Below are 16,144 nucleotides of genomic sequence, written 5' to 3' on the forward strand. Positions count from 1 at the left end.
CTGGGAATAAAAAAGCCGCGCAGTTGCGCGGCTTTTTTGCATTTAAGCTTTAGATAACTCACCGAGATGCAGGAATTGACGCCAAACTTCCGGTGATTGGCTATCAACACCAAACTTCGAGACCGCCGACAATTCTCTCGCTTTAGAAGTGTCGATACCCTTCTGATCCGGATAGATAGGATTGGACTGATATCCCTCTACCATTGACTCACAACGCTCAACACCCAGGAAATCAGCCACACGTTCCATCTGCTGCTTCGGAGAGAACAATAACTCGTTGTAGTTGATAACTAAGTTGTTTGGTGCCTTTTGTTCAAGGGCCGCCATAATCTCAATAGCACGACTCCAGCGATGTCTGGCCTTTTCCTCTGAAATCCCCCCTCGTTTGAGCATGGATGAGAGCACATCATCTGCATGACGGATAATGCCAATCACATGGAGGTTGGGAAGCGCCAGGTACTTTTCCAACGGATAAGCCGAACCAGCGAAGAATTCATCTGGCGGTACGTCGCTGAACGAAGCGCTCTGCCATAAGCTCCTCAACGTTCTGCGCCAGCGATATCGACGATTAAAGCTGAGCTTCTCTGCAAAGTCGATTTGATTTGGAATACACAGCTTGTTACCAACAACGGCTTTACCAACGATCCGACTAAACGCCATATCACTGGTTTCAATGGCCATTGCAACATCAGGGTGAGAACCTACCATAGAGGCAAGCATGGTTGTTCCAGAGCGAGGCGCTCCGACAATCAGAAGGTGTTTCTTCTCCATTAAGACTCCAGCATCCATTGCCCAGGGGGCTTGCTCAACCACCCTTTCAGCGAATCAAAACAGCATGGTGACAAGGGTTGTCGTGAAAAACAACATCGACTCATAAAAGAAAAGAGGGCTTTGCCCTCTTTTCCAAATCACGTCACGTCTTACTGTACTGTATGAGGTTTAACCGCAGACGGGTCGCTGGGTACACCGTCGGTATCAAACACAACGATTGATACATAGTAAACGCCGGGAGCCAGATCAGGGATAGTAAAACTTGTCGCCGTCGGTTCATCCACTCGAACACTATTCACCAACGCATCTTGGGAGATTCCGTAGCTGATAATAAAGTGGCTGATCTCTCCAACACTCAATGCACTACCGTCAGCTCGGGTGGTTGGCGTATCCCAGGTAACATACATGGAGGAGCCACCCGCTGCTGGAGGAGGATCCGTGTCATCTGGTGGGGGATCCGTGGCATCTGGCGGCGGATCGGTTGGGTCACTGCCGCCACCTTCTGTGGGATCTGTACCATCGGCAATATGCTGCCCATCGGATTTGCCATCACCATTGGTATCAGGGTTTAGCGGTGACGTGCCATAAACAAACTCCTCATAACCACTGAGGCCATCGCCATCATCGTCATAACCCATATCAAAGTAGTCATTGGGGTCGTAGCCAAACATCAGCTCCCACTTATCAGGGACACCGTCAAAGTCGCTGTCGGCAGGCGGATAAGAGTCGTCATAATCTAAGCCCGTTTCCGCATCTCCATACCCCTCGCTATAACCGGACCTGAATCCCATCATAAATTCGTCTGATGGGCCATCGTCCAGTTCAGGAATGAATGGAGAGATTTCGGTGATTGCAGACCAGGTCCCGGGCTGACTTGGTAATTGCCAGCGCGTATTTATTTGGTCTGAGCTGGTATCACCTTTGTTGAGGATCTCAACGTAGTAGCGTTTACCCTGTTCAAGGTAAACCGTACGCTTAGCTTCGACGTTGTTTCCCGACACGTTGGGATCTGGCACCTGAATCAGTTTATATTTGCCAGTGCTCGACTCATCTGCAGAGATCCAAAACTCACCTGCGTCAGGCGCGTTAATTTTGAACAGATACTCCCCCGTTTCGGGAGGATAAAGATAGGCTCTAACCCTGACACCATAATTGGTGTAGCCATTTTTAACTTTCAGTTCGGGTATGTTCACCGTCATGCTGGGACTGTCTGGGAAATTTGGTGAGTTGTAGAGATCGCCGATATCACGACCTCCGAGGTTTTCCCATACCTCCGCTTCAGCACTACCGGTTGGTCCATCACCGCTAGCCGTTGGTTCCAATGTCTCCGTGGTGGCACAACCCGCCATCAACAACACCGCCAACACGATACTTACCTGTTGGAACAATTTCATGCGCCCTCCCGTCAGCACTCTGGGCATTCATCTTCCCTCTAATATTCGAAGTTTAGTCAGGGAAACGGCGAATTTCCTGCGTCTTTGCATGGGATTTTGTTATCAACTTGATTTTACTTAGACTCGCGCGCCAACTATTTTTTTCGGTTGCAGTTTTATCCGTGAAGATGGCGATTCGATTAGCTTAAAACTCACCATGGAAATCAGAACCGTCAAACCTACCACACTCATCACCTGAACCACTCCGGGCAGCGGGAGTACTCGCCCAAGATGGGCCATCACACCCACGCAAGTGGGGTGAACGAGATAAGCAGAAAAGCTGATGAATCCCATATAGCGGAGCGGTGGCCATTCAAAGCACCGCCTGAAATAGCCCACACCATTCAGGATCCCGAACAAAACGGCGCCCCAGATGACTGCATACATAATGAAACTATGATGAAAGTAGTTTCGTGGTATGGGCGTGCCTGTTACCCATGCATAAACAGAAGGAATGGTGATAATAGCGGCAGTAAATGCGAACAACGCCATTAACTCCATTGCCCATTGCCACTTCCGGCTGTCGGCCACAGCACTATTTCGCCAATAAAACTGCAACAGAGCAAGCATGCTGCCACAAAGAAAAACTGCCATGTAGGGGCCAAGCCTGACATCATTTCCAGTCACTTCCTCGGGAGGCCAAAGCTGATAGCAGATGACAATTGCAGCGAGCACAACCGCACAGCATAGAATAAGGTTTCGCTTCAGCAATACCCATGTAGCCACCAACACGGGCAAAACGAAGTAAAACTGAAATTCCACGGCGATACTCCATGTCACACCTTTCCCTTCTTGTAACGATAGATGCCTCCACATCCCGGCTAAATCCATTGAAAGCGGAATACCAAACGGTTTGTCTGGTGTTAACCACCAGCCGATCATGGCTGTGCTGACGACCGCAGCAAGGAGATAGAGAAAGTACAGTGGATAGATTCGGAAAAAGCGTCGAACGAAGTAATTTGCCAACTGGAAACGTGTCAACGCCTCCTTGCCTTTTACAACAAAGGGGTAGGTAAGCAAAAATGCGCTTAGCGTGAAAAAAAGAAATACGCCGCTCTTACCTATGCCGGAAAAATTGAGCCAGCTTACAATCTGCTGATCAGCATTACTGGTATGACTGAGAATCACCAGCAAGACGGCCATTCCTCTCAATCCATCCAGAGCATCAACCTGAAACCGCTGATCTGATATCTGACGCCCTTTCATAAAAGCTCCACTATGTATCTATGGACGAAGCCGGCATTTGATAGCCAAACAATTCTATATCTCGCGAGTAAAGGTCAGCGATTTTGTTGATGACCTTAGGGTTACTCAAATACGCTTCTTTCTTTTTCCTTTTGGAGCGATTGCTTTTCGGTAGCTTGCACTCCAACTTCAATCGGGCAGCGACATTTTCGAAATCATCATCAATCGACTCTAACCTACCAACAAAGTCGACCCGACATTCATCTTTGTGGTCATAAAGAAACAGAAACTGCGGGCGCAATAGAATGTGCTGATGGATCCGGTCCTTATCCAGATACTCAAGCACAAAATCCTCAAAGGTGGGGTATTTGTCAGCTATCAGTTGTTCAAAATAGCGATCAGCGCCACCATTCCCGCCACCTTTGAGATAGGTATACACAGAGATCAAGCGATCCCATGGGTCACGTACAAAGCTGAATTTGAAGTAGCGGTTGAACTTAGCAGGGTTTGACTCAAGATAGGTTTTAAATCCCGTATGATCCCGATCTGGATTGGGATCACCATCCATCAAGGCTGATAACACACTGGTACCCGCGGCCTTCGGAATATGAATATAGATACACTCGTATTTATCCATATACTTCCGATATGGATAAGGGTTTCTCGCTATCTGTATCGCTCTTAACCACGTGGCGGGCAAACACTGTTTAATGATTTTTTTCAATGATGACACCTCACCTTCAATCCCTGCTAATTTCGCTTCAACTTCTGTCGCCACTTGCTGGGCAAACGTTCAAACAAGCGATACCAGGCGGTATTTTTACCTGAGCGAATAATTCTCACGGTGGCAAACTGTGTCAACTTTCGCCCCAGATGTCGCTTATAAAACGAGTGTTTACCGGAGCCGGCCAGCAAATCATACCCCCGGCAGTCCTGCGTTTGCCAAGCCTGTTCCAGGCCATACCCTAGGTGCAAAGTCCCTAACGAAACCTTGTTATGGTAATGCTCGAGATAGCCGGCCTGGAGATTGTATCGGTTGCCACCAAGCTCTAGATCGTACAAAGCAGAGATCACCTGTTCACCCTGTTTCATCAACAGGCAGTGGGCATTTTTCTCGGGCAAGTATGACAACAGTTTCAGATGAAACTGCTCACTTAAGCCGGTATAACACCCCCGCCCCCAGCGAGTCGCATGCAGCTGATTCAACTGCTGAAAGAACTGGGGATAGTCACTGGCTGAAAGCTTAATATGCTCAATGGCACCCGCTTCAGCGAGACGATTTCTGCGGTTGTAGAGTTTCAAACGGGTGTTTCGCCCCAGAGTGCTGAGGTAATGCTCAAATGAACCTTCAACCCCTACCTTCACCCCAGAATCTTCAGAAGCAACGGAGAAACGGCATTGGGACATACGCGCCAGTGCCGCCAAAACACGGTAACCTCTGCTCTCCTTATCCAGGTCACACAGTACTAATTCATCCCAATGCAACTGGTCATTCAGGTACTGCCATATCGCCTGATAAGCAGCCAGCTCAACCTCAGAGTCCACAATGAATCCCATGTACTCACTACGGACTGTCGGCGCCATTTTCCATGCGTTGCCAATACTCTGTAATCGAGTCACCTGGGTCAGGCCAGAGTAATTCACGGTATGCAGGTACAGGGGCGCTATCCCCAGCAGTTGACCTTCCGACGAGCGCACACTGATAACGCAGAGCTCTAATCCCAAAACCTCCTGCCAACAACTCCACCAGCTATAATTCCAGGCCCAGCTAAGAAATAGGGGGTCTGCATTTGAGCGCGCCAGCAACTGATCCCACTCCTTACGGCTCTGGGAAAACTGCTCTGCAGTAAGGCGCTCAACCGTCAGCGATGATGTTGAGACTTGACTGGCTATCGCTTCACTAACCATTTCACTAATACTCGCCACGTGTCCTTGTGATACCACTGGCAACTCAATGCCTTGGCTAACATCTCCCATGTCGCCTTGCTTTCGCCCCGACTCAGTCTAAGTCGCGCCCAGCGGCTATAAAAGTACGCAAACGCCGCATTCCATTGGGAGGATGGCATCAAGTTAGGATTGAGCTGCTGGAACTTGCGCAACGCCCGCTCATTCGATGTAAATCGCCGCTCTTTGTTGGAGGATATCTGATCTTCCATCACGCGGTACTGAGCAAAAAAGGTTGGCAAATAGGCGTATTCACAATGCGCAGACAAGCGCAGCCAAAGCTCATAATCATCAGCGACTTTAAAGCTGGGATCAAAGCAGCCATGCTGCTCAAAGCAACTGGCTCGCGCCATCACTGTATTCATCGAAACACAGTTATCTCTCAGCATTTGCGGATAGATGCGACCGCTATACCGGCGCATATTGTGTTCGCTGGTGATATCTCCGGCTTCATTAATAATCTGATTATTACCATAAACGATATCTACCTGAGGATGTGCCAGCAGGTATTCAACCTGAGTTTTCAGCTTGCCCGGTAGCCATCGGTTATCCGAATCAAGAAAACACCAAAACTCTCCAGAGGCGACTGACATTGCGTGATTCCGGGCCACACATTGACGCTGGTTTTCCTGATATCGATAGATGATTTTTTCTTGTTCGATATAGGGGCGAAGCAGTTCGGCGGTGTTATCCGTCGAGCCATCATCGACGACAATAATTTCAATATTCGGATAGTCCTGCGCCAACACACTGTCGAGCGCTTCCTGAATGAATCCTTCACGGTTATAAGTGGGAATAATGACGGATACTTTTGGCATTTCCTGCTCTGTCTTTGTCACCGCTGCGTCGCTCCTCTTGCCGCCTGTAACAACTCACCGTCTGAGTCGCCAGCCATCAAAAACCAGCCTTTAGGCTCGCCATCTGTTTCGCTATAAACATAAAATCTTTGCTGTCCCGTCGGCAAAAACGCCTCTCGCCAAAGCACGTCAATCCAATCGGGATCGCTGGTGGTACAGCTGAAGACCCTTGATGCCGGATAACGGCTAACCACCTCTTTTACCAAACGGCAACGGATGGCACGTTCATTACCCGGTCCGACATAATCCACGATGCGTAGGTGTTCCGCGGCATCACGAACCACTAACAAGGCAATTAAGCCTGATTGGTCTGTTAACGTCAGATAGCGGTAGCTGACAAAGGGGTGGCGCTGATAACGCCAATGCAGATAGTCATGGTCACGCACTACCATACGCGGGTAATCTTGCACTATCCGGCCACTCAACGCGTCCACTTGGGGTTTTGCCGGGAGTTCATCGCTCCAACTAAGATCTCCCTCAGCACAAACCTGTTGCCGAAAGCAGTACTGCAACAGTTTCTGGCATCCCAACCAGACCAGATCACGCCATTGACGCTGACTTCCAAGTCTACGCATGGTGACAACACGATCTCCCTGCTTCCAACCCATCCGACTGAGCACCCGCACCGCGGAATCACTGATCCCCAATGACATCAGCCTGGGATAATCCGCCTGCAACGCCAGTTTGACCTGCTTCCCCACACCTTTGCCGCGGGTGTCCGCTGCAACCACAAAGTCACAGCTCCAGACAGCATTAACCACGTCGCCGTTGATAGCGACCTTTACCGGCATAACACCGTTAAACCCTTTTACCTTGTCTTGGCTATCAACCATGACAATGGGTGGAGATTGATGCCGTTGATGAAACTGCCAGCGCCAGAGTGTCGTCTTAAACTCTGCGTTACCCAGCAGACCAATCACCTTGTCGGCATGATCATCAACATATAACTGCTGGTCGATATCAGGCAGCGGATACTGCACGCTCCCCTCCCAACGCCACTTGTCGGTGCCAATCCCGGAACATCAGTATGGTCCAAAGGCCTCGACTCATATCCTTTCCTGACTGATGTGCCTGCCACATCTGCTCTACCCGTTCCTGCTTTAGATAAGGATCAGGGGTTCTTACCAATTGTTCAGCCCAGTGTTTCAACGGACCACGAAGCCACTTCGCAACAGGTACCGCAAAACCGCGCTTAGGACGGTCAACCAAGCCTTGAGGAACATAGCGATAGAGGAGTTGCCGCAATACCTGTTTACCTACACCATCTTGTTGATTCATCGCATAGGGGATCCTGAGCGCATACTCCGCCAGTCGATGATCGAGCAAAGGTATTCGCCCTTCCAGGCTATGGGCCATAGCGGCGCGATCCACTTTCACCAGAATGTCATCAACCATATAACTGCCGATGTCATAAAGCGGCATGGCTGCCTCGTCATCAGGAAGTAGATCGAACTCAGTCTCTGGAGCAATCGGTTCTTTCATTAAGCCAAGCATGCCTTTGGGATAAATGCTTTGCTCATACAGTGAGATCAGATCTGGCGCATCCAGCCATTGCTGACGGGTTTTAAACTTGGCTGAACCGGTTACCTTTGCAGCGCCAGAAAAAAGCTGTGCCGCCACTTTTTTTACTCCACTGGGATAGCGCTGAAGTGAATGCCAGCGTTCGGCCATGCCATGATAGCGGGAATAACCCGCAAACAGTTCATCTCCACCATCTCCAGACAAGGAGACGGTCACATGCTGCCTGGCCAGCTGGCAAACCAGGTAAGTGGGCAGTTGTGAGGAATCGGCAAAAGGTTCGTCATAGACGGTAGCCATTTTGGGAACCAGCGCCAACGCATCATCAGCACTGACATAAAGCTCAGTATGATCACACCCTAAATGCTGAGCCACCTTTTTAGCATGCTCAGCTTCATTAAACTCTGGCTCATTGAACCCAATTGAAAAGGTTTTGACCGGCTGACTCGCCTGGTGCTGCATGGCTGCAACGACCAATGAAGAGTCGATCCCCCCCGACAGAAATGCGCCCAAGGGAACATCGGCAATCATCTGTTGCCTGACAGCCTGTTGAAGCAGGACATCAACCTCGGCTATCGCTTCCTGACGTGATGCCACGGGTTGTTTGCGGGCCTCTACTGCTACCTGCCTGACAGACCAATAACAGCGCTGCTCTGGCAGTTTATTGGGGGTACTCAGGTCAAATTGAAGCCAATGACCAGGTCGCAGCTTAAATAAATTCTGATAGATAGAGCGCGGTGCATTGACACGGTTGTACACCAAATAATCAGCCAATGCCTGCGGACAGATCTCCGCTTGAAAATAGGGGGTTTCCCGCACCGCAGACAACTCAGACGCAAACAGAAACACGCCCTGTTGCATGCCATAGTAAAGCGGTTTTTCACCAAAACGGTCTCGTGCCAACTCCAGCGTCTGACTGCCCTGGTCATAAAACGCCAACGCAAACATGCCAACCGCTTTTTGCAACGTGGCTTCAAAGCCCCAACGGATAAATCCATGCAGTAGCACTTCGGTATCGCTGTGACCTAAGAAGCTGATCCCTAACTGCTCCAGTTCTGTGCGCAGCTCCTGGAAATTGTATATCTCTCCGTTGAACACCAGAGAGTAATTGCCACATGGGGAGTGCATCGGCTGCGCACCCAAGGGAGATAACTCAACGATGGCAAGTCTGGCGTGGCCTAAGGTGACACCACCATGTGCAGCATGCCAAGTTCCCTGGCTATCGGGTCCCCGATGATTTAACTGGGCCACCATCTTGTGAATGGTATTCTGCGCTGTAGCCTCATCGGCGCGCTTATCGACAAATCCGGCTATCCCACACATCTACTGCCCCTCCATCTTGGCTGGTTGGCCCCGTTTGCGGCGCAATATCTGCCTGTCTGACGCTGGCACACAACAGACCAAAAGTAACAGATAAACCAAGCCGACCACGGCTCCTGTAAGCAGAATAACCAGATAACCATCGAAAGCCCACAATTGCTGCAAGCCATACAAGGTAGCAATTGCTGCCAACGCAGGTAAAAGATTAGGGCCTACCACCTGTCGCAGGTAATCCCCTCGGGATAGTGCCAGTTGCTCACATGTCTTGCCCAAGATACGCCACTGAATGAATAGAGTGGGTATAACGCTGGCCAGTGCAATCCCTTCCAGCCCCATGAAATTAACCAGGGTCAGGCTCAGACCAAGACTAATCAATGCCGACCAGACTGCCAGTTTCGCCAGGATGCCGTGCTCACCCAAGGCGGTAAGATAACGACTTGAAAGTGGGTTAAACAGGGGCATCATTACTGTCACCAGCAGCAGATAGAGCACTATTCTTGCTGGCTCTCGATACTGAGGGTCAATCCATACGGCAATAAAATCTGGGCCTAAACCCGCGGTACACAGTGTTAGCAGCAAAGCAATCGCGACCACATAACGTGAGGCTGTCAGGTAGTAACGCTGGCTGGCCGCTTTGTTATCCCGCGCTTGCAGATCACTGAACAGGGGTAAAAAGGCATGGGTAATACTCATGATCAGCATCCGAATGTGGCGGATCAGGTTGGCCGGCAGGGCGTAGAAAATAATCGTGGCTGGCCCCAAAAAACCTGCGATGACAAAGTTGTCTGCGTTGTTGCTTATTCTTGTCGCCGCCCCCTGAACAAAAGACTTAATGCCAAACTGCAGCAACTCTCGTAGCGTTGCCCATTCACAGTGGGATCTTGAGAAATGCATTTCTCCATAATTGGGCCGGGATAACAGCCAAAAATAGAGCAGGAACTTGGTCACAGTGCCTATGGCGTTAATCAACGCCAGAATAATGATGCCGTTCTCAGGATTGATCAGCCAGTAAATAACACTTGCACCGATCAACGAGTTTACCAGCAATATGTTGTTCTTAATCTGGTAATGCTGTAGCCCCTCCAGAAAGCTGACCGCCACATACCCCGGAAAGATCACCATCAACTGGGCACCCAATATCATCAGCAAAAGTGCGTAACGGCTGACATCGCTCTCTGGTGCTGCAATCGAACCGGGGAAGAACAGGGCCCAACCAAGAAACATCAGCGAGAGAAAAACACCAATGGCAAGCATAAATACCAGCGCGGTAGAATAGACCTTGGTCATCGATTCCCTGTCTTGCTGGGCGTTATATCTCGCGGCAAAACGGCTGATGGTAGGCTTCAGCCCCAGATCCAGCATGCCCATATAACCTAAGACAGAGCCGATGATCTCCCAGATACCGTAGTCATAGTTGCCCAGGTTGAGAACGATCACTGGCGTCATGACAAAGGTGATGCCCAACTTAATGAACAGCACCCCAACATTGGAGAAGGTATTCTTTACAACACGCTTCACTGCCTGGCCTCTAGTGAAACGTAGCTGTCAGCCAGAGACTCAGCCGCATTGCTGACATCGTATCTGTCACAGGCAGTCTGAGCATAATCCTCAAACACTTGCCGTTTCTCCGGCTGCAGCATCAACTCTTTGATCGCATCAGCAATTTGATTTGCACTACGCGGTTCCGTTTGCCAGGCTGGCGTGTCTTTGAGCACCTCACGTAAGCCGATGCAGTTGGTCGCGACCAGAGGCACACCTGCGCACAAAGCTTCCATTGCCAGCAGACCACAGGCCTCCCAAAGTGAGGGCATCGCCATCATGTCCAAGCCTTTCATAGAGCCACCCACATTGTCTGTGTATGGGTGGAAAAAGAAATAGTCTTGCAGGTCCTTGGCTTCAATAAATGCCCTATCTTCCCTAACAAATCCGCCCATACCGCCAAATGCGACTACCAGAGGCTTTTTCGGCAGCGAGTCATCTTTAGACAGAGTTTCTATTGCTTCAATCAGGTAACGAAAGCCTTTCTGAGACATAAATCGTCCCATAAATCCGATCAGGAAGCGGTCTTTACATTGCGGCGATTCCTCGCCTAAATCTACCGCAACGGCCTCTTTAAAATGCTGGGAGTTGACACCATTGAGGATCGGTTTGACCGGTGCGCCACGCATTCCAGGCAAAAATTCATACAGGTTTTGTTCGCAGTCTTCGCTTACTGTCAGGAGTTGGTCGGTTTGTCGGAAAAGTCGAGTGAGAGCCCACTTCTTGAAAGGGGCATACCAGTGCCGAAACTGGCCCGGCTGAAACACATCGTGTACGGTCAAGATATGTTTTTTACCTGCCAGCTTAGCTGGCATCACCGCCGCCACAGCCGACGTGAATCCGTGCGAGTGCACCAGGCTGTACTCTTGTTCAGACAACGCCTGTTTTGTTGCTTTCATCAAGCCTTTCAGGCTGTTCTCTGCCACTTTCAGGCTAAATCGCGAGTCTGGCAGGTGTTCACCAAAATAACGTGAGAAATCCAGATCTGGCGCGACAATGGTGAAGTGATAATCTTCAAAGTAAGGGGTCTGGTAAACGTACCTAAGGTAATTGCGAATGCCACTGATTGGCCAGCGAACCACTAACAACACAGACTTTTTCATAAGGTCCCTTTTACTGACTCTGGTTCGCCATCGTCTTCCTGTTTGATCCGTTCAAGTTTACGCTCAGTCAACAGCATCATGGCAGCGCACAAGCCGCCAAACAGGTACCAGTAGTACACTGACAATCCCCAATAGTTGATGCTGTAGACCACATACATCCAGAAACAGGCGCGCATTGCATTGGATAGATCGGTTTCAAACGCCAGCTTTTCAGCCAGCGCTTCATCCTCAACGATTTTCTCAGTTTGTTCCTGCAACCGTTTGAAATTCATGTAAATACTATGCAAAAAGCGCATAAACAGGATAAAGCCAACAATGCCGATCTCAATCACCAGCTCAGCATAAAGGCTGTGCGAAGCCTGTGCCCTGCCAAACTTGTGGTATTTAGCTTCATTGGTGGTGCCCACCCCGTGACCAAACAGGGGGTAATCCATGGCCAGCTTTAATTCATCAACAATACCAGACAAACGTCCCGACGCTGAGCCAGATCCCCGCACATCAGCACCTGTCAGCGATAGATAGCGGTCCTTCTGAACATCGCTCATCTGGCTCCAACCAGCCACCGCCACAACGAACCCAATTGCAATTAACAAAGGCTTCTTACTCGACTGCTTGAAGATAAACCAGAGTACTACCAGCAAAGCAATAAATGCCCCGCGACTCATAGTAAGCACTAGCGCCCAGAGCAAAACACCCAGCAAAGCAAAGTAGATAAGCTTGAGCAACCAGCCTTTTTTGATCAGCAGGTAGTGCAGAAAAGGCACCAGGGTCGCAATCACAAAGCCCAGTTCGTTACTGTTAATCACGTCATGCGGCGCACCCGCCAAGCGATACTGAGACGCGCCGCCCATGAAAGTACTGCTACCCCAATAGCCTTGGGTAATGTTCAGGTAAAGCGGCTCCAGAACACGGAACAACTGCGTACCCAGAAAGAAGATCAGAAACCACTTCAAACGTTTGTCAGTATCGACAATCAGCAGCGTAAAATAGAAGAATACAAATGCCTTGATGAACTCCTGACTATTGTCGCGCAGGGCACTGCCCGGCCATTTCACCAAGGGCATGGTAATAAAGATGTAAAGCAGCAAAATCCCCAACGCTTTTGCTGTCGGGCTTTGCAGTTTTTCTTTCAACCGCCCAAGGTTAAACAGCAGCAATAGGGAGATAAGTCCAACCAATAGCAATGTTGGACGGATCTGGCTCACGCCGGGAATTCGGGCTGACACCCTTACAAAGAAATCCAGGGTGAATACCAGATATAGAAAAAACACCAAAGATGGCACTGGCGCGCTGTATATCTTCTGCCCCAATCGAGCACCAAATTTAGCAGGAGCCGCAGCTATGTTCATGACTGCAACTCCTTAATCCTTTTGAGCTGACCAGACTGAGTTAAGCGCTTAGAAAGCCACTGCACGCCATAGACGATTTTATTGAACTGAAATGGATTGGTAGTTACCGAGAATCGTGGCAGGGCAAAAGTATCGTGGAAAGTGACGTAATAACAGTGTGCTGCCACAGCACAGTCAAAGCCGGCGTCAGCAACTGCAGAAGCGACTTGAGGAGTAAAGTCTTCGGGCTGTCCGTTTGGGTAGCAAAAGTGTTTCACCTCAATACCCAGTTGTTGCTCCAACCGCGCCTTGCTCTGCTTCACCTCTTCTATTGCCTGGGGAAGGGAGATGCCACTTAAAGTGGGGTGCATAACCGTATGAGCACCGACATCTACCACCCCTGAATCAGCCATCTCTTTTAACTCTTGCCAGCTAACCGCTTCATAGTGTGGCGGCGCATGTTCGTTGATCTCATGGCCATTCATCGCAGCGGCTTGCTGCAACCATTGGAACTTAGCAGCAAGATCCATCGGCATAAGAAATCGGTTCAAGTGATGCCATGCTGATCGCTTTTCAGTGCAACGGGAGAGCTCTTGCGTCAGATGCTCTGGTGTGGACTCTGGCCACTGCGCCGTTGCCGGAGAGACGTGCTCCAGAAGGTCACTAAGCATATCCGGCCACAACCAGGTCTTGCCGTCGACAAAACCACTGGTAACAAAGAAGCTGACTGGCACATTGGCTGCTTTAAACTCGGGAAAAGCGTAGCGATAAAAGTCTCGATATCCGTCATCAACGGTCAGCACTATCGCATGTTCAGGCAGGGCCTTACCTTCGTTGAGTGCTTTTGCAACATCAGCTAGCGGCACGACATTAAATTCTTTCTTTAATTGAGCCAATTGGCTGCGCAGTGCTGCCACATCCATGTAGCCACGCTTGGGCTCAGCACAAAACCTGTGGTACATCAGGATCCTAGGTCGATGACGCACTAACCAACGGGCAACACGATAACCACCCATTGCAGAGAGCATGCGTACCAGGGAGGATTTACTTTTTTTTAGCTGACGGACCATATCAACATTCTCCCTGCAGCATTTGCTGATAGAGTGCTTCGTGTCTGTTCAACATGTTTGGCATAGAAAAACGGGTGGCGACACTGCGACGCGCCCCGTCGCTTAACCGCTGATAAAAATCCTGGTCGGACAATATTGAACGGATATGGCCAGTGAGAGCTTCAACATCACCCACTTCGTACAGGAAGCCATTATCGCCATCGACAATGATCTCCGGATTTCCGCCCGTGCGACTACAAACAACGGGTTTGCCCCATTGCAGGTATTCAATAATGGCGTTGGAAAACCCTTCAGATTCGCTGCACAGCAAGGCGATATCAAAGCGGCGGATATAGTTCTGAGGTGCTTTTTGGCCGCCAACACAATGAAGTTGGTCTGCCACCCCCAGCTCTTTCGCTTGTTGCTGGAGCAGGCCTGGCTCACCAGCACCGACAATCACCAACTGCAACGCTGGAAATTCGCGCTGCAGCGCACCCAATGCGGAAACAGCATCCTGCATGCGCTTGATAGGCCGAATGTTCGCAACAATTCCAAGCACCGGCCCCTCAGGTATCTCGACCTCTGATTCTGCTTCTGCTGGCGGCAGGTAACCGTTATAGATCACATGAACCCGCTTTGCAGGAATCAACTCCTGAGTGGACGTTTGTTTACCTACGGCTTCACTGTTAACCACAGCAGCGTCAACCCAACGTCGATTCCAACGAAGCAACTTGAGTAGCTTATCGGAGTACCAAAAACCCATATCTCGACGTGAAATCAGCACCCGACAGCCCGCGAGTTTTAGAAACAGCGGCGCGATAACTGAAACGTCGTTGAAAAACGTCTGGACCAGCTGAGTTTTCTGGCGCTTGAGTTGACGGCCTAATTGGAACATTTTCCAAAATGTCGCGGGGGATGCCATGCGAGTAACATTGAGTATCTCAACTTCCACTCCAAGACTGCCACTAGCGAGAAAACCACTGCCTCGCAGCGCATAGACGCGTACGTTATGGCCTCGTTCAGCCATCCCCTGCACCAACTTGATAAACTGCCCTTCGGTACCCGCATTAGGGTTCCCCAAGGTATCAATCAGGTATGCAATATTGAGCTTGTCCATGGATCAACAACTTCCTGCGAGCCTAGTAGGCCACTTCCTTGCGAGTAATGATTCGAGTGGCCCTTGCCGGGTCCAATAGACCTGCCATTAACAAGTGACCAATTGCAGCTAGCCATTGACCGCCCTGTTTGCGGCATTGATACAGACGGTAATGCAAAACGGCTTTGCGCTGGCGTATGACGCCGTTGGGATAGCCAAAACGTTTAACCGCTTTATCAAGAATATAGAAGCCATTCTGCCAGCGAATATGCTTACGTTTGCTGCTGATGGAGTCAGGATGACGGCGGTAGAAAAATAGGGGAAGATCCAGATATGCCATCTTAGTAACCTCAGCAACCCGGATCGCCATATCATGATCCTGTGCTGCTCGCAGCGACTCATCGAACTCCCCCACCTGAGTCATAATATCCCTGCGCAATACCGCGTTGTTTGGCAGCAGGAAGTAGCAGTCGATCAGCACACGTGAGGGTTCGTTAAGCTCCTGATGACCCTCGCGATAAATCGGATAGATAGGCTTGTTCTCCGGATCCACTGCAAATCCATTGCTATAGACCAGGCCAATATCCTGATGCTGCTGCAGATAACCAACCAGAGTTTCCAGTTTTTCCGGAGCCCAATAATCATCACTGTCGAGAATAGCGAGATATTCGCCACTGGCATGACGAAGGCCGACATTGATAGCCGCGGCCTGACCTTTATTGACACGCCCCGGATGCTCCAGGACGGTCAGACGCTCATCCTGATAGGCATCGAGGATGGCTCGCGTGTCATCACTGCTGCCGTCGTCGACCACAATGAGCTCAAGATCAGTCAGAGTCTGGTTGAGTACAGAATCTACGGTGTGAGCAATATAGCTGTCCCGGTTATAGGCGGGAATGATCACAGATACCAACACTGACACGCACAACTCCTTTTAATGCCGCTCCAGTATGCATCAGGCCCGACTAAATACGGGCCTGATGCATTTTTAACATTATGAT

Annotated in this window: 14 protein-coding genes; all 14 read right to left on the reverse strand. The window is 50.0% G+C overall.

The features are described from left to right. Positions 1–42: 42 nt before the first annotated feature. A complete protein-coding gene (locus ABEA14_RS14780; RefSeq protein WP_345340837.1) occupies positions 43–771 on the reverse strand; it encodes a sulfotransferase family protein in 729 nt (242 codons plus the stop codon). Between the two features lie 149 nt (positions 772–920). Beyond that, positions 921–2,165, reverse strand: a complete 1,245-nt coding sequence (locus tag ABEA14_RS14785; RefSeq protein WP_345340839.1) for a PA14 domain-containing protein — start codon at positions 2,163–2,165, stop codon at positions 921–923. Positions 2,166–2,282: 117 nt separating this feature from the next. Next, the gene (locus ABEA14_RS14790) at positions 2,283–3,410 is read right to left on the reverse strand and encodes an acyltransferase family protein (RefSeq protein ID WP_345340841.1); all 1,128 of its coding nucleotides are present in this window, start codon (positions 3,408–3,410) and stop codon (positions 2,283–2,285) included. Between the two features lie 10 nt (positions 3,411–3,420). Continuing rightward, positions 3,421–4,026, reverse strand: coding sequence for a sulfotransferase family 2 domain-containing protein (locus ABEA14_RS14795; RefSeq protein ID WP_345340843.1), 606 nt, complete (start codon positions 4,024–4,026; stop codon positions 3,421–3,423). A gap of 113 nt (positions 4,027–4,139) precedes the next feature. Next, positions 4,140–5,366, reverse strand: a complete 1,227-nt coding sequence (locus ABEA14_RS14800; RefSeq protein ID WP_345340845.1) for a GNAT family N-acetyltransferase — start codon at positions 5,364–5,366, stop codon at positions 4,140–4,142. Next, complete coding sequence (locus ABEA14_RS14805; RefSeq protein WP_345340847.1) at positions 5,279–6,151, reverse strand: glycosyltransferase; 873 nt, start codon at positions 6,149–6,151, stop codon at positions 5,279–5,281. Before ABEA14_RS14805 ends, ABEA14_RS14800 begins: the two co-directional genes overlap by 88 nt. Positions 6,152–6,168: 17 nt before the next feature. Beyond that, positions 6,169–7,170, reverse strand: a complete 1,002-nt coding sequence (locus ABEA14_RS14810; RefSeq protein WP_345340849.1) for a GNAT family N-acetyltransferase — start codon at positions 7,168–7,170, stop codon at positions 6,169–6,171. After that, positions 7,151–9,031 carry an asparagine synthase (glutamine-hydrolyzing) gene (gene asnB / locus ABEA14_RS14815; RefSeq protein ID WP_345340851.1) on the reverse strand — a complete coding sequence of 627 codons (1,881 nt, stop codon included), beginning with the start codon at positions 9,029–9,031 and terminating at the stop codon, positions 7,151–7,153. Before asnB ends, ABEA14_RS14810 begins: the two co-directional genes overlap by 20 nt. After that, complete coding sequence (locus ABEA14_RS14820) at positions 9,032–10,546, reverse strand: lipopolysaccharide biosynthesis protein (RefSeq protein ID WP_345340853.1); 1,515 nt, start codon at positions 10,544–10,546, stop codon at positions 9,032–9,034. It abuts the gene before it with no gap. Next, on the reverse strand, positions 10,543–11,670 hold the full coding sequence (locus ABEA14_RS14825) for a glycosyltransferase family 4 protein (protein ID WP_345340855.1): 1,128 nt from the start codon (positions 11,668–11,670) through the stop codon (positions 10,543–10,545). Before ABEA14_RS14825 ends, ABEA14_RS14820 begins: the two co-directional genes overlap by 4 nt. Continuing rightward, positions 11,667–13,019: an O-antigen ligase family protein gene (locus ABEA14_RS14830; protein ID WP_345340857.1), complete on the reverse strand. Its 1,353-nt coding sequence runs from the start codon at positions 13,017–13,019 to the stop codon at positions 11,667–11,669. Before ABEA14_RS14830 ends, ABEA14_RS14825 begins: the two co-directional genes overlap by 4 nt. Next, complete coding sequence (locus ABEA14_RS14835; protein ID WP_345340860.1) at positions 13,016–14,068, reverse strand: polysaccharide deacetylase family protein; 1,053 nt, start codon at positions 14,066–14,068, stop codon at positions 13,016–13,018. Before ABEA14_RS14835 ends, ABEA14_RS14830 begins: the two co-directional genes overlap by 4 nt. A gap of 1 nt (position 14,069) precedes the next feature. Then, a complete protein-coding gene (locus tag ABEA14_RS14840; RefSeq protein ID WP_345340863.1) occupies positions 14,070–15,164 on the reverse strand; it encodes a glycosyltransferase in 1,095 nt (364 codons plus the stop codon). A gap of 22 nt (positions 15,165–15,186) precedes the next feature. Beyond that, positions 15,187–16,065 (reverse strand): glycosyltransferase family 2 protein, encoded by an 879-nt coding sequence (locus ABEA14_RS14845; protein ID WP_345340865.1) that lies wholly within the window; start codon positions 16,063–16,065, stop codon positions 15,187–15,189. Positions 16,066–16,144: the final 79 nt, after the last annotated feature.

Source organism: Corallincola platygyrae (genome assembly GCF_039544265.1).
GTDB lineage: Bacteria > Pseudomonadota > Gammaproteobacteria > Enterobacterales > Neiellaceae > Corallincola > Corallincola platygyrae.

Bases quoted from the DNA above. Each gene is read 5' to 3' on its own strand.
- ABEA14_RS14825 (WP_345340855.1), bottom strand. From the start codon at position 11,670: ATGAAAAAGTCTGTGTTGTTAGTGGTTCGCTGGCCAATCAGTGGCATT.
- ABEA14_RS14840 (WP_345340863.1), bottom strand. From the start codon at position 15,164: ATGGACAAGCTCAATATTGCATACCTGATTGATACCTTGGGGAACCCT.
- ABEA14_RS14790 (WP_345340841.1), bottom strand. From the start codon at position 3,410: ATGAAAGGGCGTCAGATATCAGATCAGCGGTTTCAGGTTGATGCTCTG.
- ABEA14_RS14805 (WP_345340847.1), bottom strand. From the start codon at position 6,151: ATGCCAAAAGTATCCGTCATTATTCCCACTTATAACCGTGAAGGATTC.
- ABEA14_RS14800 (WP_345340845.1), bottom strand. From the start codon at position 5,366: ATGGGAGATGTTAGCCAAGGCATTGAGTTGCCAGTGGTATCACAAGGA.
- ABEA14_RS14795 (WP_345340843.1), bottom strand. From the start codon at position 4,026: ATGGATAAATACGAGTGTATCTATATTCATATTCCGAAGGCCGCGGGT.
- asnB (WP_345340851.1), bottom strand. From the start codon at position 9,031: ATGTGTGGGATAGCCGGATTTGTCGATAAGCGCGCCGATGAGGCTACA.
- ABEA14_RS14835 (WP_345340860.1), bottom strand. From the start codon at position 14,068: ATGGTCCGTCAGCTAAAAAAAAGTAAATCCTCCCTGGTACGCATGCTC.
- ABEA14_RS14830 (WP_345340857.1), bottom strand. From the start codon at position 13,019: ATGAACATAGCTGCGGCTCCTGCTAAATTTGGTGCTCGATTGGGGCAG.
- ABEA14_RS14785 (WP_345340839.1), bottom strand. From the start codon at position 2,165: ATGAAATTGTTCCAACAGGTAAGTATCGTGTTGGCGGTGTTGTTGATG.
- ABEA14_RS14780 (WP_345340837.1), bottom strand. From the start codon at position 771: ATGGAGAAGAAACACCTTCTGATTGTCGGAGCGCCTCGCTCTGGAACA.